We start from the raw sequence: 23,882 nt of genomic DNA, 5'->3' as shown, positions 1-23,882 counted from the left end.
CCATTTGTGTTACTGTACTAGATTATTATTTAAGTGGCGGTTTGATGCGATGTCGTTTTGTCCATCTAATAGGTGATTCATGCCTCTTACAAGCGTGTCATCTTCTAACAAGCTCCAGATATGGTACCCAAAGTCTTCACGCTTTAATAACACCTCTTCAAGCACTTGTACCGTTCCGAAATCATTTAGTTCATGTGCACGTTTGATCGTCTTTCTCATCATCCCTTGAATTTTGATTTCATGCTCAAGGTCATTTCGTAGGAAATCACGCATCGTATAGCGTCCTTCCACCTCATGCTTAATATATGAAATCTCATGCTGTGTCACTGGATGAGCAGTTGGGACCACACCAAGCCTTGCTACCCGCTCGCCAACCTTATCGATGTGATCTTTCGTCACATCAATATGCTCATCTAAAATATGATGCAGGCTACCAAAGGACTCGGCTCCTTCTGTTAACCAATGGTGTTTCGTATATTGATTAATCGCTACACTTAATGCACATAAGTGTTCATCAAGCTGGAGTCCCATTTCAAGTCTCGTTTCATAAGGGAGACTAATTCCTGACCCTTCTTTTCTAGCTGTCCTTGGTTCCTGTCTAAGAATCATCTCATTCTGGTGATGGGACGTATGGCCTGGCATAGTCTTATCAAAACCTGATTTATTCAACTTAAACTCATCCGGTGAAAATCCATTTTCTTGCTGTTGCATCGCATACACACTCCCCTTTCAAAGTAATTACGAATTTATTATTCAACTCCATCCCCTTCTTTATCCCTTAAACTAAAAAAGCACACCCTATTTTATTTCAATTAAGGAGTTCAGATAAAGTGGAGAAACAATAAAACTAGCTTTGGATATCGAGTATAAAATCACAAAGGTTTTGTACTCGATTTTTTACAGATATGTAAGGGTTATTCCTGTATTCGTAGCCCAATAAAGCAAAATTGCTCTTGGTCTTAATGGACCGGTTAATGGAATATGATTATTATATAAATGATGTAATAAAAATAGTACTTACAGTTCGTGTTCAATAAGGAGCATAAAAATAGACAAGTAGGTCGAGGCGGCGAAGCCTTCTGAGCACCGGAGCGTATGGTGTTGATACGTGAGGAGTAAAAAAAGCAAGACAACGAAGAGATACTACAGCTATTTTTAGCGGACTTTTTGAACATCCTATTACAATGAGGGGAGAGTGGAGGGAAAAAGTTAAAGCATGTGTTTGTTGTTCCATTTAAGGGGACTTTAATGGAAGGCTCCTCTAAAAAAGACAAGCTCTGAGCATAAACTCTGAGCTTTTTTTGCATGCTATTTACTGTGTGATATAACCTGTGAATTTAAATGTTATTAGCCTGTTTTTTTAAATTTCCCCTTACAATAACCGAACTACTTACATTTCAATGGATGAGCTTAACTTTAGTGTTTGACTGTTTTCCTTAAATTTTCAATATATTCATAGGCATCTTCAACTTCTTCATCCGTATAGCGCTGCTTACTTTTTAAAGTAAAGACCTTTTCTTTTACTTCTTCCTTTTTTAAGCTGTCAAAATATAAAACAGTAGAAACTAATTCTAGAAATCTTGCATTTTGGTCATTCATTTCTTTCATACATCCATTTAACGAGGGCAGCTCAGAGTCATTTTGATTTAAAAACTGTTCTCCTACCTCGGTTAGAGCATAGCGATACTGATAATATCCGCCTTTTTTTTCCTTTAATTCTAGTAAAAAACCTAGATTACAGAGTTCCTCAATTCGCAACGTTAACTCTTCTGAATACGGTCCATAAAAGTGAAAGTCATAGCGTTCATAAAATGGGTATTGTAGCTTTTTCCCTATGTACACCATCTTTTGTAACTTCTTTCGACCAATGATTTCACCTGATTCAGCAAATACTTTCATTACTTTAACATGATCCTTTAACAAGCCTACTCCACTCCCTACCCCGACAACTAACGGTCAGACATTTACTTCGTGTTATCATTTATTTATTAATAAGGTTTCTTTAATATCTCCATAATTTGTTCCTTTACCCGTCTCTTACTTGTTAGGTCTTCGATAAAATCCTGTGGATAATATAACTTATGATCAGTTCTTCTTTTACCAGAGATGGCTTCAACGATTTCGGATTCCCTCGATAACTCCCTTAGATCACCATTTGGCATTTGCAAATGAATCGGCATTCTCTCTTCTTCCTCGCCTGGTCTGTAAAAATCATAGGGTAGATCAGAGGATGAATCCAAAACTAAATAGTACTCTGGGTCAATACCTGCTTTTTTGAAAAGATGGCTAAGTTCCACCCATTGTTGCATTTGTAAATGTGGATTAAACTCCACGTATTGAAATAAGTTCCGATTGACGAATCGGCCACAAAGATCCGATAAAATCCCATCTTCCTCTTCCATCCACGCTTGGAAATAATAAAGAATAATTGCTTCATCTAGCTTTAAATAATCATGTACATTGATTTCGTCTTCAAATAAGGAGAAAAAGTGAAGGGGTTGCGTCTTAAAGTTATAAAAGTCCTGATGAAGATGCTTGGCTCGGTGTAATATTTTGGTCAAAATAACCTCAGCACTTCTTGAGACTGGATGAAAATACACTTGCCAATACATTTGATATCGACTCATAATATAGTCTTCCACGGCATGCATCCCGCTTTTTTTAATCACAACCTGATCTTCAAGAGGGCGCATTACACGTAATATGCGTTCCATATCGAATTGCCCATAACTAACACCCGTAAAATAAGCATCACGCTGGAGGTAATCCATTCTGTCAGCATCAATTTGACTAGATATTAAACTAACAACCAATTTGTTTTCGTATGTCTTCTCAATGACTTCGGCAACCTTCTTTGGAAAATCATTTCCCATTCGACGAAGTACCTTATTAATTTCTGTATCTTCTAAGATAATTGCCCTTGTAAATTCTTCATGATCAAGATGAAAAACTTTTTCAAAGGAATGCGAAAAAGGCCCATGTCCTAAATCATGTAAAAGTGCGGCACAAAGACAAAGCAACCGCTCCTCATTATTCCATTGCGGTCGGTCTTTAAACACATCATCAATAATTCGACGAATGATTTCATAAACACCTAAAGAATGGTTAAATCGACTATGCTCCGCTCCGTGAAACGTTAAATACGCCGTTCCTAGCTGTCTAATCCGACGTAATCGTTGGAATTCAGGCGTCCCAATCAGATCCCAAATTAGCTTGTCTCGAACATGGATATAACTGTGAACGGGGTCCTTGAACACCTTCTCTTCACTTAACTTCCCATTTGGATAGGTCATTCCTTTACCCTCCGTCAACTTTCTTGTAGTGGATATTAAAGTTTATACATATAAGGTTCCATTCTATATTGTCTGTGCCTTCTATTATATCTTCTTTAATTCGATAAAAAAACCCGATTTTTTACATTTTACACGTTTTAAATTCGACAAATATATTTAAAGTCTACTTCTACCTCTGCACCTATATAAAAAAAGCACTATTACGAGAAATCAAAAAACCACAGTCCTATATAAACTGTGGTTTTTCAAGATGAAGCGTATCTATCAGATCATTTCTTTAACTTTTTCTCAACTTTCTCTATTAACTCGTCTTCTGTTGGTGCCGATAGGGGACGGTTATTAACAAAAGCAAAGGACTTTTTTCGCCCTGGTCCGCAATAAGATTGACATCCTATATCTATTGTTGCATCAGCATCTATTTTCTTCAGCCGGGGTACCAAGGTTTTGATCGTAGTAGCCTGACAATCGTCACAAATACGAAATTCGTTTGCCATCAAGACAATCCTTTCTAAAAAAAAATAACTATACAAAAATTGTACCTTCTTCAAACTGACAATGCAAGTCACAAAAAAGTCTATTCAATAGTAATCTACTATCCTCATAAAAGAATAGTATAAACCTAGTTCACTTTGTCCATACTTTTACTAGAGGCATCGTACTTACTAGAGCGACATCCTGAGTAATATGGTTCTGATTTAAAAAAGGTCGACCTCTTTTGCATATAACCTATATAAAAACCAATTCATTATCCATAGATAAGGAGTGTTTAGTAATGAAAGTAAGACAAGACTCTTGGACTGAAGAAGATGATCTATTACTCGCTGAAACTGTATTGCGCCATGTGCGTGAAGGTAGTACCCAATTAAATGCATTTGAAGAAGTAGGAGACCAACTAAATCGCACCGCCTCTGCTTGTGGATTTAGATGGAACGCAGTTGTTCGGGAGCAATATGAGAAAGCATTAGAATTATCAAAAAAGCAACGAAAGCAGCGTTTACGTAATATCGGACTAGGAAAACCAGCTAAGAAGCAGCTTTTATATTCTCCACCTTTTTCGACGCTACCTGAAACTAGCAATATGGCTTTTCCAACTATACCACCTACTAGTTTTCCAAAGAAATCTTCATTTGGAACAACATCCGGTACTTCATTGAATGCATCTCTATCTATAGATGATGTTGTGCAGTTCCTTTCCACAATGAATGGAAGTCAACATTCAGCAATGATTTTAAAGCACGAAAATGATGCCCTGCACTTGGAAAACGAAAAACTTATGCGACAAAACGAAAAATTAGAGGAACAAGTTCACAAACTTCAGAAGGATTCCATGACCATTGAAGAAGACTACCAAACTTTAATGCAAATCATGAATCGTGCCAGAAAGCTAGTGTTGTTTGATGAGGAAGAACGTCCTTCAACCAAGTTCCGAATGGATCGAAATGGGAATCTTGAAAAATTAGCTGAGTGATTTTTTACGATTTTTAGATGAAAAGAAATAGCTGCTCAAGTAAATAGTTCAGATAACGTGGAGAAACAATAGAAATAGCATTTAAAAAGCGAGTATGAAATTGCAATGATTTCATACTCGTTTTCTAGTTGTTATATAAACGAATAGCACTCTTTCATTATTAAAGTTGCAGTTATAATAGTATATAACTCAACTTTCGTAGTTAAAAATTAATGTCTAATCCTTCGGGTATCTTTGCTAAAGCTTTATTTGGTCCATTCTTGCATTAGGTATATTATGTGACTTCCAAAAAGAAAGACACCATCTCGTTTGGTATAATAATGGCGACGAAACCAATTACACAAAGAGATGGGTATCACCATTATGTTATCTAAAAATCATCTTTTTGTCATCTTTCTAGAGTCTAATTGGTATGGAATTGCAAGGGGATATGGCTATCTTCACAGTGAATGTAAAAAGGATATTGACTGATAAACCAAAAACAGGAAAAAGAACTACCATAAAAACACAAAAAGATAGTTCAATTCGAAAAAATGAATTTTTTGAGCTGTCTTTTTAATTTACTAAAATGATTATCCCTTTAACTCAGAACGACATTCTCCAACACTTATTGTATTAGGAAAAGTTCAAATAAGTGTCTATTTGAGATTTTCTATAAGAACGGCTGTTTTCGGAAACTTTGTTACTTTCTAGAATAGGGGTCGATCGTAACGAGAGGATGCACCATTCCGCGGGGTGGGCGGTGAGCATCCTCGGCGCAAAGGCCATGCGTGAGTCTCACCTGTCCCACTGCTCTAAGCAGGTGCCCGAGCACCAACTGTTCCAATCAACTAATTTATTTAATGGTTGCTTGACCATTTTTTAGAGAAAGAGCTTAAGGAAAAACACCAACAGGACTACTTATTCTGAGCTAGTGGCATAATCAGTTTTACTAATTCAATACCACTTTGAAAAACGAGAGTTTTTCAGTGCCCTCTTAATTTGAGGACACTAATTTTTATATAGGCTGATTTATTACACTTGCTTTCGACGGGGTGACAGGAGCCTCCTCGGCGTCCCGCTTCGCTCTACTTACCGCAGTAGTCATGTGCCTGCAACGGAAATTAACGGACAAACTTTATACATCTTTTAAAAGCAACAACTTATGAAAACAGTTAAAAAAAATAACTCAGAGCGTAAACTCCGAGTTTTTTTATGCTGATACTATGTGATTTAAGTTGTAAATGCTATTTGGACAGTAATTTTATTGATTTCTCGCAATAACTAACTGAACTACTTACTATTCAAGCTGTTGCTTTTCCTTTCCCACTTTCCAAGTATGATATAATTAGTTTTCCGAATTATTGATAAGGGGATTAACTTATGTCACAACAAGCCTCATTGCTACTTCAGCCCAATTGGAGAATCATTGATCAAACCTCATTAGGCTCATCTTTTGAAGCAAAGCAATCGTTTGCTATGGATGATACATTATGTACTTCTGTCGGAAATTCCTATTCTCCTCCAGTTCTTCGTTCATGGATCCACCACAATACGGTTGTACTAGGGATTCAGGATACTAGATTACCCGATCTATCTGATGCTGCCACTTGGCTTAAATCTCAAGGATACCATGTGATTGTCCGAAATTCAGGCGGACTAGCCGTCGTGTTAGATCCAGGAGTACTAAATCTATCTCTTTTATTTCAAGATAGTGAAAAAGGGATTGAAATTAACCGTGGCTACGATGCAATGGTTGAACTCGTAACGTACATTCTGCAAGACTATGCAGCTAGCTTTGAAGCAAGAGAAATTACTGGCTCCTATTGCCCAGGTAGTTATGATCTAAGTATGAATGGAAAGAAGTTCGCCGGTATTTCCCAGCGACGATTACGCGGTGGGATTGCCGTTCAAATCTACCTATGTGTATCCGGTAGTGGCTCAGAGCGAGCGGAGTTAATTAAGGAATTTTATAAAATTGGTAGAAACGAAACTGAAACAAAGTTCACCTTCCCAACTATTATTCCTAGTACCATGGCTTCTTTATCTGAATTGTTAGGAAGGAATATTGCCGTTCCAAATATCATGTATTCTACCTTACATGCTCTTAAGAACCTTGGTGGAAAGTTACATAATTCACAGCTCACGAGCGAAGAAATCATCACGTTTGAGACCAATTTAATGAGAATGATTGATCGAAATGAAAAAGCACTGGGAATTAGCTAGCGCCCAGTGCTTTTTTAGTTTATATAATCGCAAGCCCCTATCACATATCCTTTTTTACAACGACTGAGCAGCCGTTATCAAGGCTAGCTTATACACATCTTCCTCATTACACCCACGCGACAGATCATTGACTGGCTTGTTTAAGCCTTGGAGAATCGGTCCAATGGCTTCAAACTTACCAAGACGTTGAGCAATCTTGTATCCGATGTTACCCGCTTCAAGACTTGGAAAAATAAAGACATTGGCATCGCCTTGAATGGTGGAATCTGGTGCTTTTTTTGCTGCAACAGAAGGGACAAAGGCTGCATCAAATTGAAATTCTCCATCTATGACAAGAGCTGATTCTAACTCCCTCGCAATACGGACCGCCTCAATCACTTTTTCTGTCTCAGGAGACTTGGCAGAACCCTTTGTTGAAAAACTTAGCATCGCAACTCTAGGTTCAAATCCAAAGAGCTTAGCTGTTTTCGCACTCTCTACGGCAATTTCAGCTAGTTCTTGACTATCAGGGGAAATATTTATTGCACAATCGGCGAAAACATATTTCTCCTCTTCTCTTACCATGATGAAAACCCCGGACGTTCTCTTCACACCTTGCCTTGTTTTAATCAGCTGTAAGGCAGGCCTCACTGTATCAGCCGTTGAATGGGTAGCTCCACTTACTAATCCAGCCGCTTTTCCCATATAGACAAGCATGGTTCCAAAATAGTTTTCATCCAATAAGGTTTTCTTCGCTTCATCAGAGGAGGCCTTCCCTTTTCTTCTTTCAACAAATGCTTCTATCATTGCTTGCTGGTCGTCGTAACTCGCTGGGTCGATTATTTCGATTCCTTCAAGGGATACACTTATTGATTCTGCCTTACTTCTAATTTCACTTTCTTTCCCTATTAAAATTGGGCTAACTAGATTATCCTCAGCCAATCGACTCGTTGCTTGTAAAATCCGTTCATCCAATCCTTCTGGGAAAACAATTTTTATGTTCTTGCCTCGCACTGCTTCTTTTATATTTGAAAATAAATTCACAACAATCCTCCTCTTAGTTCGGTGGTTTATAGATACTATGTAATCACTACTGCAAAATCAGATTTGATGTGATCCATACTTTTTTCGAAATTCTACATACTTTTTCTAACACTTCTATCATAACCCAATCTATAATTTGTAATCGAATGAACTCTCACAAAAACGTAAAATTAAACCACAGTGGTTGATGACCTATGTAGTTGGTCAAACTATGATATAGTAAGTAATTGAAAATACATATTATAGATCATTCAATTGGAGATTCGACGATTGAATCCAATATTACTATTAAAGGAGTGTTACTAATGAGTGAAGCTGCAAAAACACTTGATGGCTGGTATTCGTTACATGATCTACGTGCAATGGATTGGAGAGCTTGGAAAACGCTCTCGAGTGATGAAAGACAGGCTGCTATTTCTGAATTTCAAGGATTGCTTGAAAAATGGGGGTTAGCTGAAGCGAATAAGACTGGCAGCCAAGCCCTATATACGATTGTAGGACAAAAAGCAGACTTTATGCTAATGCTGTTACGGCCAACTTTAGAAGAACTAAATGAATTGGAATTAGAGTTTAATAAGACATTACTTGCTGAATATACAGTTCCAACTTACTCCTACGTATCTGTTGTAGAGTTAAGTAACTATTTACCAGCTGGGGAAGATCCGTACCAAAACCCTGAAGTTCTCGCTCGCCTTTATCCTACTTTACCAAAAGCCAAGCATATTTGCTTTTACCCAATGGATAAGCGCCGTCAAGGTACAGATAACTGGTATATGCTTCCGATGGAGGATCGTCGCAACATGATGAGAGCCCACGGAATGATTGGACGACAATACGCAGGTAAAGTGAAACAAATCATAACAGGTTCTGTTGGATTAGATGACTACGAGTGGGGCGTTACGCTGTTCTCTGAGGATGTTCTTCAATTCAAAAAGTTAGTCTATGAAATGAGATTTGATGAAGTAAGTGCTCGTTTTGGTGAGTTCGGCTCCTTCTTTGTCGGAAATATTTTGCCTTCTGAAAAACTGCCTAAATTTTTACATGTGAATTAATTTAAAAATGAACTTAAATTGTACTATTGTTTTTTTACCTCCTTACTTTTCTAAGTAAGGAGTTTTTTGTATCTGTCATATTCTCTTTTTCCAATTCATATTTATAAATAGCGGAATCTTGAAGCCACTTTTTTTTGAAGTTCGCACCAATTCCCCATCCTGCCCATAAGCTAGTAATGTTTAAGTGCATAAAGATGAGGTGAAGGAAGATGGCAGTTGTTGCTCATACCGAAGAAGACGTTAAATTGTTAGCAAGGCTACTCCGAGCTGAGGCTGAAGCTGATGGTAAGCAAGGGATGCTAATGGTCGGGAATACCGGAGTAAATCGTACACGTGGTGCCTGTCTTGATTTTAAAAAGATCAGAACCATCCGTCAAATGGTGTTTCAAAGTCCTGGTGGCTTTGAAGCGACTCAAAAGGGTTACTTTTATCAGGCCCCTAGAGCTTCTGAAATCGAGCTTGCTCGTAAGGTTATTGCCGGCCAAAGATTGCACCCGGCAGAATTTTCACTTTGGTTTTTCAAGCCATCCGGTAGCTGTCCGGCCCAATGGTACAATCAGTGGAATACAGGAAGATTTAAGTCACACTGCTTTTATAAGCCAACTGCTGCAGATTGTCCTTCAGTCTATTAGGTAAATTCTTTGTAATAAGAGGAGGTTATTGGGATGAATCAAAATTATTCACAAGCAAACCCTTATGCATATTATGGAAATCAGGCTCCTCCTGGATATGGTAGTCAGCAAGTTTATCCAGGTGCCCAAGGATATGGAACTGGAGCTCAACCTGCTTTTAACCCATATGCTCAATCAGGTGGACCTCTCGTCCAGCCAGGTGCACCGAACGTAGGTTTACAAAACCCAGCTGAATTCATACCAGGAATGCTACCTCTTGAAGAATCATACATTGAAAACATTTTGCGACTAAACAAAGGGAAGCTTGCAAGAGTTTACATGACATTTGGTGATAGAAAGCAACAAACATTTACCGGAATTGTAGAAGCAGCAGGACGTGACCACATTATCTTAAGCGATCCACAAACAGGATTGAGATTCTTATTATTAATGGTTTACTTAGATTACGTGACCTTTGATGAAGAACTAGATTACGAATACCCGTTCGGAGCTGCAGCTCAACCACTGGCTAATTATAGCCCTAGGTAACACGAAAAGCACAAGCGCCCCGCTAAGACTCAGGCATAGCAAATGTTCTAAAAAAAAAAAATAAAAGGGTGGTCTCCCCTTTTATTTTTTTTAGGTTATTTGACCTCGAGGGGCTGGGCGCTTGAGCTAGACAACACGAAAAGCAGAAGTGCCTAAACAATAGAATGACATTAGAAATGACGTGTGAACTCGCACACGTCATATTGTTGTTATAGTAAGGATAACCTCAGATGCCTTTAGATGCCCGAGAACCCCGAAAAAAGCCGAGGATGGTCACCTAAGACCCCTTTTTTACAAATATTTAACCGCTCCAACCATAACAAAAACCCAAGCAATTAAAAAGGCTAAACCACCCAGTGGAGTAATGGGTCCAAATACCTTAATCCCAGTTGTACTTAACGCGTATAAGCTTCCAGAAAAAAGGATGATGCCAACAAACATTGCCCAGCCTGCCCATGTAAAAGCTGATGCTTCAGGAAATTTACCGATTAACATCCCAATGATAAGTAGTCCTAACGCATGAAACATTTGATAGGTTACTCCTGTTTTCCACACTTCAAGCATACGTTCCGAGATTTTCCCTTCTAAACCATGTGCGCCAAATGCACCTAAAGCCACCGCTATTAAAGCATTTAAACTTCCTAATAAAATAAACAGCTTCATTTTTTCACCCATTCCTTTTTTCTTTCTTTTATCATAATACTTTGCCCGTAAAAAACCAATTTTCAACCTAGGATATGGTATGATAGTTATAAGTTTTCAACATTCAGACATCATAGAAAGGTGGCATATTTTGAACTCCTTTACAGTCCATCCTCTCGGTGACAATGCTTTACTATTGCAGTTTACTAGCATGAATGACTCTCTTTTACTCTCTCACATCCATTCTTTGACCGAAAAACTACTTAGGCTTAAACTTGATGGAATCGTGGACATTGTTCCTGCCTTTCAATCAATTGCTATTTACTATGATCCCATGCATTATAGCTTTAAGGATTTAGTTCTTACGTTAAATCGAAATATACTCGAGCCAGTTCAAAATCTACAAAAGGAATCTAAACTTGTTTCCATTCCTGTTTGCTATGATGAAACCCTTGGATTAGATATAATGGAAATATCCAATCAACGCAACTTGTCTGTTGAGGACATCATTCAACTACATACTAGAGTCACCTATACCGTTGCCATAATGGGCTTTCTCCCTGGTTTTCCGTACTTAATTGGATTACATAAACAGCTTTTTACACCTCGAAAATCCACACCTAGAATTCATGTACCTAAAGGGGCAGTTGCTATTGGTAGTTCATACACCGGGATCTATCCATTTTCTTCTCCAGGAGGGTGGAATATCATTGGTCAAACTCCGATTTCACTATTTGATAGCCAAAAAGCGGACCCCTTTCTCCTACTACCCGGTGATCAAATTCAATTCTATTCCATTTCGAAAGAAGAATTTCTTTCTTGGAGGCATAACGATGATACAAATTGACATTAACTGTGATTTAGGTGAAGGCTTTGGGCATTATTCCTTAGGTCAGGACGATGAACTTTTACCGTATATATCTTCGGCCAACATAGCCTGCGGTTTTCATGCAGGTGATCCCAATATCATGAATGAAATCATTCAAAAGGCAAAACAAAAGGGAGTTCATGTTGGAGCACATCCAGGTTTTTATGATTTGTACGGTTTTGGTCGTCGACCTCTTCAACTAGAAGCGGTCGAAATCAAAAACCTAATGCTCTATCAGCTTGGTGCTATCCTTTCCTTTTGTAATTATCATCATGTTCCTTTAACGCATGTAAAGCCACATGGGGCCTTATATAATATGGCTGCAAAAGAACCGTATGTGGCACAAGCAATCGTTGAGGCAGTGAAGCTATTTGATCCGTCCCTCATTGTGTATGGACTTGCAAACAGTGAATTAATCCAAGCTTGTGTGGATTCTAACATACCTTATGCCATCGAGGCTTTTATTGACCGAACTTATCAGGATGACGGAACTTTAACTCCTAGATATCTGGATTCATCCATGATTCACCAAGTCGATGACATCATTCAACAGGCCTTATCGATTGTTTTGAAAAGAGAGGTTACCACCATCTCAGGAATGACCATTCCACTAGAGGTAGATACACTTTGTATACACGGTGATCACAAAGGGGCAGTAGACGTCGCAGCCGCAATCCGCAAGGAACTTACAAAGCACGGTGTGACTATAAAAGCACTTGGAGTACATAAATGAGTTCGGTCCTTTTTGAGGTTGAGAAAACAGGACTTGCAACCAGTTTTCAGGATAATGGTCGCTATGGATATCAACGATTTGGTGTGGTAGCATCTGGTGCAATGGATCCTTTTGCTTTTCAATGGGCAAATGTATTAGTAGGCAACCCAAGACAAACAGCTTGTATGGAAATTTGTATAATGGGCCCCACTCTGACACTTCAATCATCGTTCACGTTTGCAATATGTGGCGCTCACTTATCTCCTTGCTTAAACAGTGAGGCAATATCATTATGGAGAACCTATAAAGGGAAAAAAGGGGATATTCTTACTTTTGGAGAGCAAATGGAAGGGAATTATGCTTACTTAGCTATACGAGGTGGATTTGATTGCAAAATGGTGTTGGGAAGCCAATCTTCTTTTTCAAAAGCAGACTTAGGAACCGTAATCATAAAGGGCTCTAAAATACAGGGATATCCAAAAACATTGAGGCGAAATCGTGGTTTAAAATCCTCGGCTATACCCGTTTATAAAGACGAAGTTCTAGTTCGTTATATTTCGGGACCACACCTCGCTTACCTAAAAGAGAACTCAACATTTCAATTTGAGGGGCAGCCTTATATTTTTAGGGCTGGTGATCGAATGGGACAACGGTTTAGTGGGGAGAATCCTATTGTTAAAAAAAACTCGGAATCGCTCCCTTCAAATCCCATTCCCTTAGGTGGGATTCAGATTCCTCCTGACGGAAATCCCATTGTTCTATTAGCTGATCGGCAAACAACAGGGGGCTATCCATTAATTGGAACAGTAATCTCGTCCGACCTACCGATTCTAGTCCAATTACCCTTAAATGGTAAAGTGAATTTTAAGGGGATTTCCATCGAAGCTGCTCAGGCTGCATACCGAAATATGTATCACCAATTTAATGTAAACGCCCTAATATGTAACCCCCTTCCAAACTGAAAGGGGTCTTATTTTATCGACTTTGCAAATAGATTTGAAGCGCCTGTCTCATATCTCCTTCATCGTCCGTTTGAATTTCGTAGTGATCACCATCAACATTTGCTTGGAAATTTTGATAGCCCTGTGCATGAAGAAAGTCATTCACATCAGAGATCTCTTCAGACTCTGTGAGCAAACTTTTATGCCCCACAAAATCCCCATTCACATACACATCATAGCGGTCATGATTCAATTTAGTATTCGTACTCGAATTGACATCATCAAACATAAATAATCCATTAAAAGTACCATCGGTTATCGGCATCCTTGTCTCACCTCCATTAACACTCCGTACCCTCATTGTTTCCTTACGGTAATGAAATATGGTTGGTAAAGTTTGCAGAGAACTATTTCTAAAAATCAAAAAGAGAATCCTCGTTTGCTTCTTCTTCATCAAGTTTCTGCTTGGGTTCATTTAGAATAAATTCAGGCATCACTTGTCTTGTGAGGGTTGAATCCCAACTTTTCGTTTGCTGTTCTAGAACCAAGCTACATAATGTTTGAATAATAAGAAGGTGCTCTCGAATCTTACTTTCATCTTGTACCAGAAGTGCCCGTTGTGATTCTTGTTGCATTTTAATCAATACGTCTTTAACAGGTATTTCCATATAAATTTTTCACAGCCTTAACTTTTAATACTAGTAATGCTATCTTAGAAAAAGACAATAATCAATGACTTTGGAGGTAAAAAATGAACAAAACATGGTGAAAAGAAGCTGTGGTTTATCAAGTTTATTGGCGGAGCTTTTACGATACAACTGGTGATGGCTATGGAGATTTGCAAGGTGTTATTGAAAAATTAGACTATTTAAAAGAGCTTGGTGTTGATGTTATTTGGCTCAATCCTTGCTATGAGTCACCTGATAAAGATAACGGCTATGACATATCGAACTATACAGGAGTCATGAAAAAGGCTGGTACATTTGACATTTGGGAGCAGCTTTTAGAAGAGGTACATAATCGCGGCATGAAGCTAATTATGGATTTAGTTGTGAACCATACATCTGATGAGCACCCTTGGTTTCTTAAATCTCGTTCAAAACAGGATAACCCGAAGCGTGATTGGTATATTTGGAAGGATCCTATTGATGGGAAAGAACCGAATAACTGGAGGTCTTATTTTACTCCATCGACTTGGGAATTGGATGAAGCAACCGGCCAATACTACTTCCACTCATTTGCCGTTGAACAGCCTGATTTAAACTGGAGTAATCCTAAGGTTCGGGAAGAAATCTATAAGATGATGCGATTTTGGTTGGATAAGGGCATCGATGGATTTCGGATGGATGTTATCAACCTACTTGCTAAAATTGATGGCTTTCCTAATGCTGAGGACCCACAGAATATTAATTATTTAGGCAATAACCCAGGTATCCACGACTATCTTCAGGAAATGCACGAAAAGGTTATTCGTCACTATGACGTGATCACTGTTGGAGAAATCCCGTTTGTTACGCCCCAGGATGGTTTACTTTATGTAGGAGAAGATCGTCAAGAATTGCATACATTATTTCATTTCCAAATCGCAGACGATATGCCTACATGGGACATGCAACGATACAAGGAGATTCAGCAAACCTGGTATGATGGGTTATGGGGCAAGGGCTGGAATTCCCAATTTTTAAACAATCATGATCATACTCGTCAGGTAACTCGTTACGGTAATGACAAAGAGAACAGAGTGCAATCAGCGAAACTTTTGGGAACAATGGTTCATACGATACCTGGAATACCTTATATTTTCCAAGGAGAAGAAATTGGGATGACAGGTGTTCGTTTTTCTTCTATTGAGGATTATGACGATATTGCCATGAAGAATAAATACAAAGAAGAAACAGCAAAAGGCCGTGATCCACAAGAGGTTTTTGAGAGTTTACTGCCACTGAGTCGTGACAATTCACGAACACCTATGCAGTGGGATGCTAGTTATGATGTGATGAGATTAATGTGGAAGCTGCCTTACAAGATCCAAATTCAGTCTTTTATTTCTATAAGAAGTTAATACAACTGCGCAAAGAAAATCCTGTTATGATCTATGGTAGCTTTAACGATTACTCTAAGAAACATAAAACGATTTATGCGTATACACGTGACCTTGAAGACATGACCTGGTTTATCGTGTTTAACCATTCCGATAATGAAGGAACATTTGAGATTCCAGAGCTCTTGAAGGCATGAGAGAACTGCTATTTTACAAAACTATGATGTTTTAGTTGGGACTAATGAGTTGCTTCAGCTTCGACCACATGAAACCATCATTTTTGAACTAAAAGGAGAACAATTATGAAATCTTTTTTAGAAGAAGCAAAGCTTGTTATTTTTGATTTAGACGGAACGCTTTATGAGGATACAGACCATTTTGATTACTACGCGGATTTACTAAAGCAAGAACTCTCGAATGAAGAGGAACAAAGTCGTTTTCAGGCTGATTATGAGGCCATGAAAACTGGAGATCATATCGTCAAAATTGGCAAAGCATACGATGTGGAACGTGACTATGTGTTAACTCTAGATCCGATGACACTTCAGGTGACAGAGGTTCATAATTGGGAGGGTCAGTTTATACATCAATCAGAAACAGCAGACTTATACCAAGAGCCAATCCAGTTTAACTATGAAAACATGATCGCCATTGGTGACGGTTGGTGGCTCCCACTTGTAACAGCTGTACATTATGGAGTTAAAGATACATACCCTTGCTATGACAGAACAAAGGAATATATGGTGACAGAGAAATTTGAGCTAACGAAAACGCCTGGGCTAAAGCAAATGTTGCTGGAACTAAAGGAATCTAAGCAAATTGTCCTTTGCACAAATAGTGATATTGATGATGTAGGCCGTTTGTTAAAGGAGTTGGAGCTAGATGGTGTATTTGAGCATATTCTCCATTCTTCTATGAAGCCAATGAAAACAGCTGAGCTATTTCAAGGACTATTTGATCAATACGGTATCGCGCCAAATGAAGCTGTCTCGATTGGTGATAATTTCATTAACGAAATTGCGCCAGCTTTGAAGCTTGGGATGAAAGCAGTTTATATTCATGCAGCGAGTCGCGAGCAGGAAGATTCGAATGTGATGGTTGTATCTAGTCTAGGGAATGTGTGGTAGGAGTTTGGGAAGGGTACCTTGTTGGTGCCCTTTTTTGACAGGGATTTCACACCCGTGATTATAAAATTTCGATTAATATCTAATAAGTCTACTTTCCTCCTCCATCTTATTCACTATCTCTTCACAAAACAATTTGCGTTATAATCGTTATAACTATTATAACGAAGAGGTGTTTCTATGGCACAGCTCGAAAGAAAAGTTAGAATCCAAGCCTATTAGATTCAGCAATTAATCGACCATTAGCTTCTGCATTTGCTAAAGATGGCTTTCCTTCCATCTATGAAAAGGCTGCACCTCTCTTTGAGTCGATAAAATCATGCATTTCAAAACGCTAACAAACGAACAGCACTTGCATCACTCATTATATTTCTAAAGATTAATCATTATACATGGACGATGGGTATTGAAGAAGAGCCGGATTTCACGGTAGATGATGTGAACCACAAGTATACATTTCAAGAAATTGTTTCAGTTATTAAGAATCATACTTTGAAAGTTTAATACAAAAACAGAGCAATCACCCAGTATCTAGTGTGATTGCTCTGTTTTTGTATATTTTTATTTACTAGTAGATCAAGCTGACATCGCTTCCTTTACCGAAGCTCTTTCATACCTCACATTTCCGTAATAATAAAACCACATACTGCTTGCCACAACCACTCCAATGATGAAAAACAAAATGTGACCGTTGTAATGACTGAGTAACCAGCCACCAACCATTGGACCAGCTGAATGACCGACGGATCTGAACTGGGCGGCTCCGAAGTAGGTTCCACGGAGCTCCTCAGGTGCTATCCGGTCAATAAATACACTTCCTGATGGGAACAAGAAGATTTCGCCGACAGTCACAATAATCATGGAGACGATAAAGCCGACCCAGCCACTTGATAAGGCAAAGCCAATAAAACCTGCAGTAAACAATAGACTCCCAAGCATCATCACATGCATGATTTTCCATCTTTCCGCCCATCGGCTCAGTGGAATTTGAAGGATAACTACGACTACAGCATTGGCTGATAATAGGACGGAGTATAGCAATACACCATCTAAAATAATATTTCCTAGATGCTGTGGAAGTGAAGATTCAATTTGGGAGTACCCGATGTTAACCAATATCCCACCCATTAAGAAATACCTTAGTGAAACATCCCGCTTCAGCACTCGAAAGGCTTCGATCATTCTAACCGGAGCCTTTCCTTCATTAACATTTCGAACTTGGTATTTGTTCATTAAAATAAACAACACGACTCCATACGCTAAATAAAAAATCCCTGTAATAATAAAGGTTACATTTGCTGAGATCATCCCTAAATAGGCACCTAACAACGGTCCCACTGCCGCCCCGATGTTGATCGCCGTATATCTCATGGCAAATACTTTTAAACGTTTTTCTTTTTCCGTCACATCAGACATAAGTGCTTGGCTCGTCGGTTCAAAAAAGGAACGACATAAACCGTTTATGGCATTCAATACCATGAAAGCGATCACGTGTGTTGCAAAAGCAAAGCCTATAAAAACAAAGGTCCAAACGAAAATCGTAATGAGCATGACTGCTTTTCTTCCATATCGATCGGACAAATGCCCCCCAATAAATCCCCCTAACGTCCCTGTTAAAGGACCTATTCCAATCGTGATTCCGATTAATAACGGGCTAATGTCAACCGTTCTTGATAAATACAAAGCTAGAAATGGCATTGCCGCAAAGCTAGCCCCTCTCGCAAAAACAGTTCCAGCAAGCAATGTCCATACAATCGGATGATACGCTTTAAACGTTTGTCTCATCACCTGTGTCCTTCTCTCTATTTATTCTTTTTTTCAAACCTCATACAAGGACTACCTGAAGAGCGATGTACCTCAACTGACGGCATTTGTGATGTTTTAAAGTTAAAGGCTCTACAGCCCCTCGGAAACTTAGGATCCCATGTTGTATATAAATGTTTACATTGAAAGCAATTAATTCGTTCTTGTGACATACCCTCAACCCTTTTTTAAAGTTATAAAATCCATTAACCCATCTTCATTATTGTGAATAGAATAATTATATATCATAACCCGAACACGGTAAGGAAACAAGATGGATATTTTTGCGAAAGAGAGGACGGACATTATGAAAAAGGAAGACAATGAAAAGAATACACCATCCAATTACGAGCCTTTTAAACATGTTTTAAGATCAATGGATGATTTCTTTCATGCAAAACCACTAAGAGGGGCAATGGATTCAATCGATGGATTTTTCCAACGCTCCTTACTATCCACTTTCCCTGTAGACCTTTACGAAACAAAGGATGAGCTAGTGATTACAGCTGAGATTCCTGGTGTGAAACGGGAACAAATTTATCTAGATATTGTGGGAAATATGTTGAAGATCTCAGTGGAGCATCAAGAGGAAAGCGAAGAAAAGCAACATGTACACAGCTATTATAGAAGAGAACGCTCCTACCAACGTGCCGAACGAACTGTTCAATTGCCCTATCCTGTTTCTGAAAAACAAGTCAAGGCATCTTATCAAAATGGGATTTTGAAGGTTAGAGCACCTAAAGGGCAAAAGAGGAAAAGCCAGATACAGATAGAGGAATAGTAAGGAAGGAGGCTTTCTGGGATAAACAGTGGCATATAAACATTCTGGTGCCCTGTTTCCTTGATTCTTCTATCCAATTCATCCTTACTATTTTCCCAAATTGCATACCCATATGGACGAATAATCATAGATCCTCCAACACTTGAGTAATCAATTAACTCGGCTTTTTTTACGACATCTGTGTACCATTGTGCAAAATCCTCATCCATTGACGTCACATCTTTTACAAATTCCTTCGTCACCTTTGTCATCCTCTATGTCATCCTCTATTAATTTTTTGAACGCAAAAAAGCCACGTTCCCAAAAAGGGACCATGGCTTGGCGGTACCACCCTCATTTATAATGCAGAAAACTACTTTATACTCTCAAACAGGATAACGGACTTCTCCGCTGTTATCTTTTAGATACAGAACTCAGAAGGTAGGTTCAAGTGCCGCTTTATAGAAACCTTTCACCGAATGCTTTCCTCTCTGCATAAAACAAATTCACTTTACTAATCCTCATCAACGTTTCAATTATGTTAAATAGTAATATAATGACTTTCCTCACTAGTTGTCAAGTCAATTTCAAAAATATTTTCTCATCTTGCTTTTGGCATCTTCTTAAACATTAAGGATAGTAAAATTACACATCCCATATAACCAAAAATTGGATAGAGATATCTTACTAAATAATCAAACCCAATTAAGCTTACAAAATAGCAAATGAGTAGAATCGAGATTATAATCGCTTTATTTGGCTTGCTCGAAGCCGAAAGTTTACGAGAGATTCCATACACATTCCCGATTAATGTAGTATATATTTCTCCATAAATCACGAGTACAAATAATAGATGAATAACGGTTCCGATTACTTTAATGATTTCTGCCATAGGGATGCTGTAGGAGGTCATATCTGGGATCGTGATGAGTGCTAGATGACTCGTAATGAGGATAAAGGTTAATCCAAGTCCACCTAAAAAGCCGCCCCATTTAATAATGGTTTCATTCTCGCAATCCCTACCGAGCGGAACGAGTACAGCTTGACCTAATGCAATATTGTAGGATGCATAGGCAAGAGCACTTAGCAGTAACATCCCTATATTGGGAGATTCTCCGTAATAGGCGGATGCATCAGGAAAAGCAAAGATAATAATGAAACTAAATAGAAGCATCATCGGAACGATAATTGAATTGACGAGTAGTAGCCCCTTCATCCCACGTATAACGGCTACGTAACATAGAATGAGAGAGAGCCAAATCCCCATTTGAGCAGGTAGTCCAAGCTGCTCTCTGAATACGGCTCCAGCTCCTGAGAGCATAACAGAGGTGACTCCAAACAGCATAATTAAGAAAACGAAGTTGACGATTCTCCCTATCTTTTCACCGAATAAAAACTCATTTACCTCTTGATAGGAATTGGCTTCGATTCTTTTAGCTATAAGCATAGATTTTGTACCAAGCCAAATAAATAAATACCCGCTAATTAAGATTCCGATGATTCCGATCATTCCATACTGTGAAAAAAACTGCACCACTTCTTTACCAGTGGCAAAACCAGCCCCAACAACAGTTCCGATATATGTAGCAGCGACTTGTAAAATGGATTTTAGGTTTTTCATACTCTCACCTTCACTGTAAGAAATAGTATTTATAACACTATATGTTTTAATGTTGGTGAGTAGACGAGCTTTTTTGGTATGATTGGTGTGATACATTTGTCCTTTTTTGACGAATTTTGTTACAATGATGGTGATTTGTTTCGAAATGCACAAATCGCTTATACTAGTGAAAGTGTACATAAACTTTTTGTCCCAAGCAGAAATACATATGCATTCTATAGAATTGAGGTCCCAACCGTGAACATAGAGAATCCTAAGTCACTTATCGTTATATTTGGAGCAACCGGAGATTTAGCCAACCGGAAGCTATTCCCTTCTATTTATCGCTTATATGTAAGTGGAAAACTATCAAATCAATTCGGTATCATTGGTGTAGCTAGAAGAGGTATTTCACATGAACAGTTTCGTGAAAATGTGAAGTCCGCATTACTAGAAGCTTCCGTTTCACCTCATGATGAAGAGAAGCTCAACCAGTTTTGCACCCACTTTCACTATCACTCATTTGACGTAACAAGCCGTGATTCTTATCTAGAGTTAAAAACAATGCTAGAAGGCTTGGATGATACATATGCTACTGGTGGAAATAGAATTTTCTATTTAGCCATGGCCCCGGAATTCTTCGGAACTATTGCATCCATGTTAAAATCAGAAGGGCTTACTCAAACTGCAGGTTGGAAACGACTTGTTATCGAAAAGCCATTTGGTCGCAATCTTTCATCTGCCATAGAATTGAATAAACAAATAAGAGCAGCATTCTCAGAGGATGAAATTTACCGAATTGATCATTATCTTGGTAAAGAAATGGTTCAAAATATTGAAGTTATACGTTTTGCCAATGCCCTATTTGAACCATTATGGAATAACCGTTACATATCAAACATCCAAATTACATCTAGTGAAACATTAGGGGTTGGGGACCGAGCAAGCTACTATGAGAAATCAGGTGCCCTAAGAGACATGGTTCAAAATCATATGCTTCAAATGGTTGCGTTGCTCGCAATGGAGCCACCAAGTCGACTCAATACTGAAGAAATCCGCAGTGAGAAAATCAAGGTGTTTCGCTCTTTACGTCCGATTGCAGTTGACCAAGTGGATGACTATTTCGTCAGAGGACAGTACGGTGCTGGGGAAATTGTAGGGAAAGAAGTTGTTGGGTATCGAAACGAGTCTCAAACAGAGACTGAAACCAATACGGAAACCTATGTTGCTGGGAAGTTTCTAATCGATAATTTCCGTTGGGCAGGTGTTCCCTTTTATATTCGCACCGGAAAACGAATGGCCGTTAAATCCACGAAAATCGTCATTGAATTTAGAGATATGCCGATGAACTTATACTTCCCTCCAGGAGAAGAAAGAAGACCAAACGTACTGGTCATTCATATCCAGCCTGAAGAAGGAATTACTCTACATATTAATGCGAAAAAGTCCGGTCCGACCGGTGACACGACTCCAATAAAAATGGAGTTTAGTAATAAGAGTATGACTGGTATCAATACACCTGAGGCATACGAGCGTCTAATTTACGATTGCTTACGCGGAGATGCCACTAACTTTACTCATTGGGATGAAGTAGGCTTGTCTTGGAAATACATTGATTCTATTTCTGAAGCATGGGCCTCAAAGAAAGCTACCTATTTTCCTAATTATGCCGCCGGATCTATGGGCCCAGACCGTGCAGATATGCTACTAGCAAAAGATGGCTTCCATTGGTGGCCTTTGACGAATTAAAAATTGAGAGGGTGAACTTCGGATGAAAATGTATGATATTACAGCACCTATTTTTGTCGGCATGCCTGTTTATAAAAACAAGCCAGAAAAGCAACCAAGCTTTGATACGGTTACAAATGGACATGTGACGGAAACGAGAATGGCCATTGACGTGCATACTGGAACGCATATGGATGCTCCACTGCACATGATGAATGACGGAGAAACAATAGAGACAATTAGTCTAGATCAAATTGTGGGTTCGTGTAAGGTGCTAGATTTGACTCACGTTGTGGATGGAATTAGTAAAGCGGACCTAGCTTCGTTTGATATTAAGAAGGACGATTTTCTTTTGTTTAAAACGAAGAATTCTAGTGACGAAGAGTTTAACTTTGAATTCATCTACTTAAAAGAAGATGGAGCTCAGTACTTGGCTGAGCTTGAGATTCGTGGAGTAGGTATTGATGCACTTGGTGTAGAGAGAGCACAAGAAGGTCATCCAACACATAAGGCTCTATTCTCTAAGCGTATTGTGGTGATCGAGGGCTTACGTTTACAAGAAGTTCCTCAAGGGGATTACTTTATGGTGGCTGCACCGTTGAAACTAATTGGTGTTGATGCCTCTCCAGCTCGAGTGTTGTTGTTTGAGGGAATTGAAGTGAAATAACATAATTGAATCCTGCCCGATTGGGTGGGTTTTTACTATTTCCCATTTACGTATTAGGACTTCGCTGATTTCAACATACTCAAGAGTTCATCTACTTGGATGAAAACCTTTTCAAGCACATAAACTCGATTCATCATTGTGTGTTAAGCAAACCAGATTCTTCAGTTATCAAAATTTAGATGCTTCCTACACTTCTATTGAAAATATCATATTATGTAAAGCAAGCAACTGCCTTTTTGGCATCCATTTCTTTTATCAATATATTTCCTTCACTGTCCATTTTAAATTGAATATTACTTTTTTTAACCTTTCGATTAATTCTTGTTTTGACTCATCATTCGTAATAGTCGCAGATTCAAAGATTATATAGTTACTTGTACTTCTTTTTGTATCATTTCTTTAATTAACCATACAGTTAGTAACACTACAACAAATGTTCTGATTAGAATGAGTCGTTTCAAAATAAATCCTCCTTTAGCTTAGCTCAGTATATAAAAAGGCCGTCCAGAGGACGCCTTTCTTATTGTTTGAAATCGCTCGCATACCCAGTAAACATTACATACGGTTTTGTATCTCCATTTGGGAGGTACTTAAGTCTTCCACTAAAATAAGCTTGGTCACAAACAGATCTAGCCCTTGTAATACTAGTGTTTACTGTCTCGATTAGCCCCTATTCAGGACTGCTAGCACTCTAACACTGTACACCCTCTGTCTCGATTAGCCCCTATTCAGGACTGCTAGCACTCTAACCCTACACCCTCTGTCTCGATTAGCCCCTATTCAGGACTGCTAGCA

At 38.7% G+C, this 23,882-nt stretch carries 22 protein-coding genes, 2 pseudogenes and 1 other annotated feature; of the genes and pseudogenes, 13 read left to right on the top strand and 11 right to left on the bottom strand.

What is annotated here, in order from left to right; translation table 11 throughout:
* Positions 1-9: 9 nt before the first annotated feature.
* From ACOI1C_RS20240 to ACOI1C_RS20225, 4 genes are all read right to left on the bottom strand, one after another.
* A complete protein-coding gene (locus ACOI1C_RS20240) occupies positions 10-711 on the bottom strand; it encodes a Dps family protein (RefSeq protein ID WP_422512374.1) in 702 nt (233 codons plus the stop codon).
* 705 nt (positions 712-1,416) lie between these two features.
* The gene (locus ACOI1C_RS20235) at positions 1,417-1,923 is read right to left on the bottom strand and encodes a YwgA family protein (protein ID WP_422512373.1); all 507 of its coding nucleotides are present in this window, start codon (positions 1,921-1,923) and stop codon (positions 1,417-1,419) included.
* 65 nt (positions 1,924-1,988) lie between these two features.
* Entirely contained in the window at positions 1,989-3,293 is a 1,305-nt protein-coding gene (locus ACOI1C_RS20230; RefSeq protein WP_422512372.1) for an HD domain-containing protein, read from the bottom strand.
* 269 nt (positions 3,294-3,562) lie between these two features.
* Positions 3,563-3,787, bottom strand: a complete 225-nt coding sequence (locus ACOI1C_RS20225) for a DUF1450 domain-containing protein (protein ID WP_422512371.1) — start codon at positions 3,785-3,787, stop codon at positions 3,563-3,565.
* A gap of 278 nt (positions 3,788-4,065) precedes the next feature.
* Between ACOI1C_RS20225 and ACOI1C_RS20220 the strand changes: the two genes are divergently transcribed.
* The gene (locus ACOI1C_RS20220; protein ID WP_422512370.1) at positions 4,066-4,761 is read left to right on the top strand and encodes an RsfA family transcriptional regulator; all 696 of its coding nucleotides are present in this window, start codon (positions 4,066-4,068) and stop codon (positions 4,759-4,761) included.
* Between the two features lie 1,362 nt (positions 4,762-6,123).
* Positions 6,124-6,966, top strand: a complete 843-nt coding sequence (locus ACOI1C_RS20215; RefSeq protein WP_422512369.1) for a lipoate--protein ligase family protein — start codon at positions 6,124-6,126, stop codon at positions 6,964-6,966.
* A gap of 54 nt (positions 6,967-7,020) precedes the next feature.
* Here the strand turns inward: ACOI1C_RS20215 and pta are convergent, their stop codons facing one another.
* Positions 7,021-7,995 carry a phosphate acetyltransferase gene (gene pta / locus ACOI1C_RS20210; RefSeq protein WP_422512384.1) on the bottom strand — a complete coding sequence of 325 codons (975 nt, stop codon included), beginning with the start codon at positions 7,993-7,995 and terminating at the stop codon, positions 7,021-7,023.
* Positions 7,996-8,294: 299 nt separating this feature from the next.
* Here pta and hemQ point away from each other — a divergent pair, with 299 nt between their 5' ends.
* The 3 genes from hemQ to gerQ all read left to right on the top strand — a co-directional run bounded on the left by hemQ (position 8,295) and on the right by gerQ (position 10,201).
* Positions 8,295-9,041, top strand: coding sequence for a hydrogen peroxide-dependent heme synthase (hemQ, locus tag ACOI1C_RS20205; protein ID WP_422512368.1), 747 nt, complete (start codon positions 8,295-8,297; stop codon positions 9,039-9,041).
* A gap of 209 nt (positions 9,042-9,250) precedes the next feature.
* Positions 9,251-9,673, top strand: a complete 423-nt coding sequence (locus tag ACOI1C_RS20200) for a cell wall hydrolase (protein ID WP_422512367.1) — start codon at positions 9,251-9,253, stop codon at positions 9,671-9,673.
* 33 nt (positions 9,674-9,706) lie between these two features.
* The gene (gene gerQ, locus ACOI1C_RS20195) at positions 9,707-10,201 is read left to right on the top strand and encodes a spore coat protein GerQ (RefSeq protein WP_422512366.1); all 495 of its coding nucleotides are present in this window, start codon (positions 9,707-9,709) and stop codon (positions 10,199-10,201) included.
* Positions 10,202-10,492: 291 nt separating this feature from the next.
* Here the strand turns inward: gerQ and ACOI1C_RS20190 are convergent, their stop codons facing one another.
* Positions 10,493-10,864: a DUF423 domain-containing protein gene (locus ACOI1C_RS20190; protein ID WP_422512383.1), complete on the bottom strand. Its 372-nt coding sequence runs from the start codon at positions 10,862-10,864 to the stop codon at positions 10,493-10,495.
* 130 nt (positions 10,865-10,994) lie between these two features.
* Between ACOI1C_RS20190 and pxpB the strand changes: the two genes are divergently transcribed.
* From pxpB to ACOI1C_RS20175, 3 genes are read left to right on the top strand one after another with little or no spacing between them, the layout of a single operon-like run.
* A complete protein-coding gene (pxpB, locus tag ACOI1C_RS20185) occupies positions 10,995-11,690 on the top strand; it encodes a 5-oxoprolinase subunit PxpB (protein ID WP_422512365.1) in 696 nt (231 codons plus the stop codon).
* On the top strand, positions 11,680-12,444 hold the full coding sequence (locus ACOI1C_RS20180; RefSeq protein WP_422512382.1) for a LamB/YcsF family protein: 765 nt from the start codon (positions 11,680-11,682) through the stop codon (positions 12,442-12,444). The genes pxpB and ACOI1C_RS20180 overlap by 11 nt, the downstream gene beginning before the upstream one ends.
* Positions 12,441-13,385, top strand: coding sequence for a biotin-dependent carboxyltransferase family protein (locus ACOI1C_RS20175; RefSeq protein WP_422512364.1), 945 nt, complete (start codon positions 12,441-12,443; stop codon positions 13,383-13,385). Before ACOI1C_RS20180 ends, ACOI1C_RS20175 begins: the two co-directional genes overlap by 4 nt.
* Positions 13,386-13,398: 13 nt before the next feature.
* Here ACOI1C_RS20175 and ACOI1C_RS20170 read toward each other — a convergent pair whose 3' ends face one another.
* Complete coding sequence (locus ACOI1C_RS20170; protein WP_422512363.1) at positions 13,399-13,689, bottom strand: hypothetical protein; 291 nt, start codon at positions 13,687-13,689, stop codon at positions 13,399-13,401.
* Between the two features lie 88 nt (positions 13,690-13,777).
* Positions 13,778-14,032: a YwdI family protein gene (locus ACOI1C_RS20165; RefSeq protein ID WP_422512362.1), complete on the bottom strand. Its 255-nt coding sequence runs from the start codon at positions 14,030-14,032 to the stop codon at positions 13,778-13,780.
* 110 nt (positions 14,033-14,142) lie between these two features.
* Here ACOI1C_RS20165 and ACOI1C_RS20160 point away from each other — a divergent pair.
* Positions 14,143-15,711, top strand: a pseudogene (locus ACOI1C_RS20160) (glycoside hydrolase family 13 protein).
* Entirely contained in the window at positions 15,708-16,532 is an 825-nt protein-coding gene (locus tag ACOI1C_RS20155) for an HAD family hydrolase (protein ID WP_422512361.1), read from the top strand. Before ACOI1C_RS20160 ends, ACOI1C_RS20155 begins: the two are co-directional and overlap by 4 nt.
* A 573-nt stretch (positions 16,533-17,105) precedes the next feature.
* On the opposite strand, the gene ACOI1C_RS20150 is transcribed toward ACOI1C_RS20155, so the two are convergent.
* Entirely contained in the window at positions 17,106-18,314 is a 1,209-nt protein-coding gene (locus ACOI1C_RS20150) for an MDR family MFS transporter (protein WP_422512360.1), read from the bottom strand.
* Between the two features lie 325 nt (positions 18,315-18,639).
* Between ACOI1C_RS20150 and ACOI1C_RS20145 the strand changes: the two genes are divergently transcribed.
* The gene (locus tag ACOI1C_RS20145; protein ID WP_422512359.1) at positions 18,640-19,113 is read left to right on the top strand and encodes an Hsp20/alpha crystallin family protein; all 474 of its coding nucleotides are present in this window, start codon (positions 18,640-18,642) and stop codon (positions 19,111-19,113) included.
* A gap of 5 nt (positions 19,114-19,118) precedes the next feature.
* Here the strand turns inward: ACOI1C_RS20145 and ACOI1C_RS20140 are convergent.
* Positions 19,119-19,364 (bottom strand): annotated as a pseudogene (locus ACOI1C_RS20140) (proline--tRNA ligase); the annotation flags it as partial.
* Between the two features lie 52 nt (positions 19,365-19,416).
* Positions 19,417-19,629 (bottom strand) — a binding site (T-box leader).
* 64 nt (positions 19,630-19,693) lie between these two features.
* Entirely contained in the window at positions 19,694-20,713 is a 1,020-nt protein-coding gene (locus ACOI1C_RS20135; protein ID WP_422512358.1) for a hypothetical protein, read from the bottom strand.
* Between the two features lie 237 nt (positions 20,714-20,950).
* On the opposite strand from ACOI1C_RS20135, the gene zwf reads away from it, so the two are divergent.
* Positions 20,951-22,441 (top strand): glucose-6-phosphate dehydrogenase, encoded by a 1,491-nt coding sequence (gene zwf, locus ACOI1C_RS20130; RefSeq protein WP_422512381.1) that lies wholly within the window; start codon positions 20,951-20,953, stop codon positions 22,439-22,441.
* Between the two features lie 22 nt (positions 22,442-22,463).
* On the top strand, positions 22,464-23,087 hold the full coding sequence (locus tag ACOI1C_RS20125) for a cyclase family protein (protein WP_422512357.1): 624 nt from the start codon (positions 22,464-22,466) through the stop codon (positions 23,085-23,087).
* Positions 23,088-23,882 lie beyond the last annotated feature (795 nt).

Origin of the sequence: Bacillus sp. DJP31, from assembly GCF_049310945.1 — a bacterium.
Taxonomy (GTDB): Bacteria; Bacillota; Bacilli; order Bacillales; family SA4; genus Bacillus_BS.
This window is presented reverse-complemented; position numbering and strand designations above follow the sequence as displayed.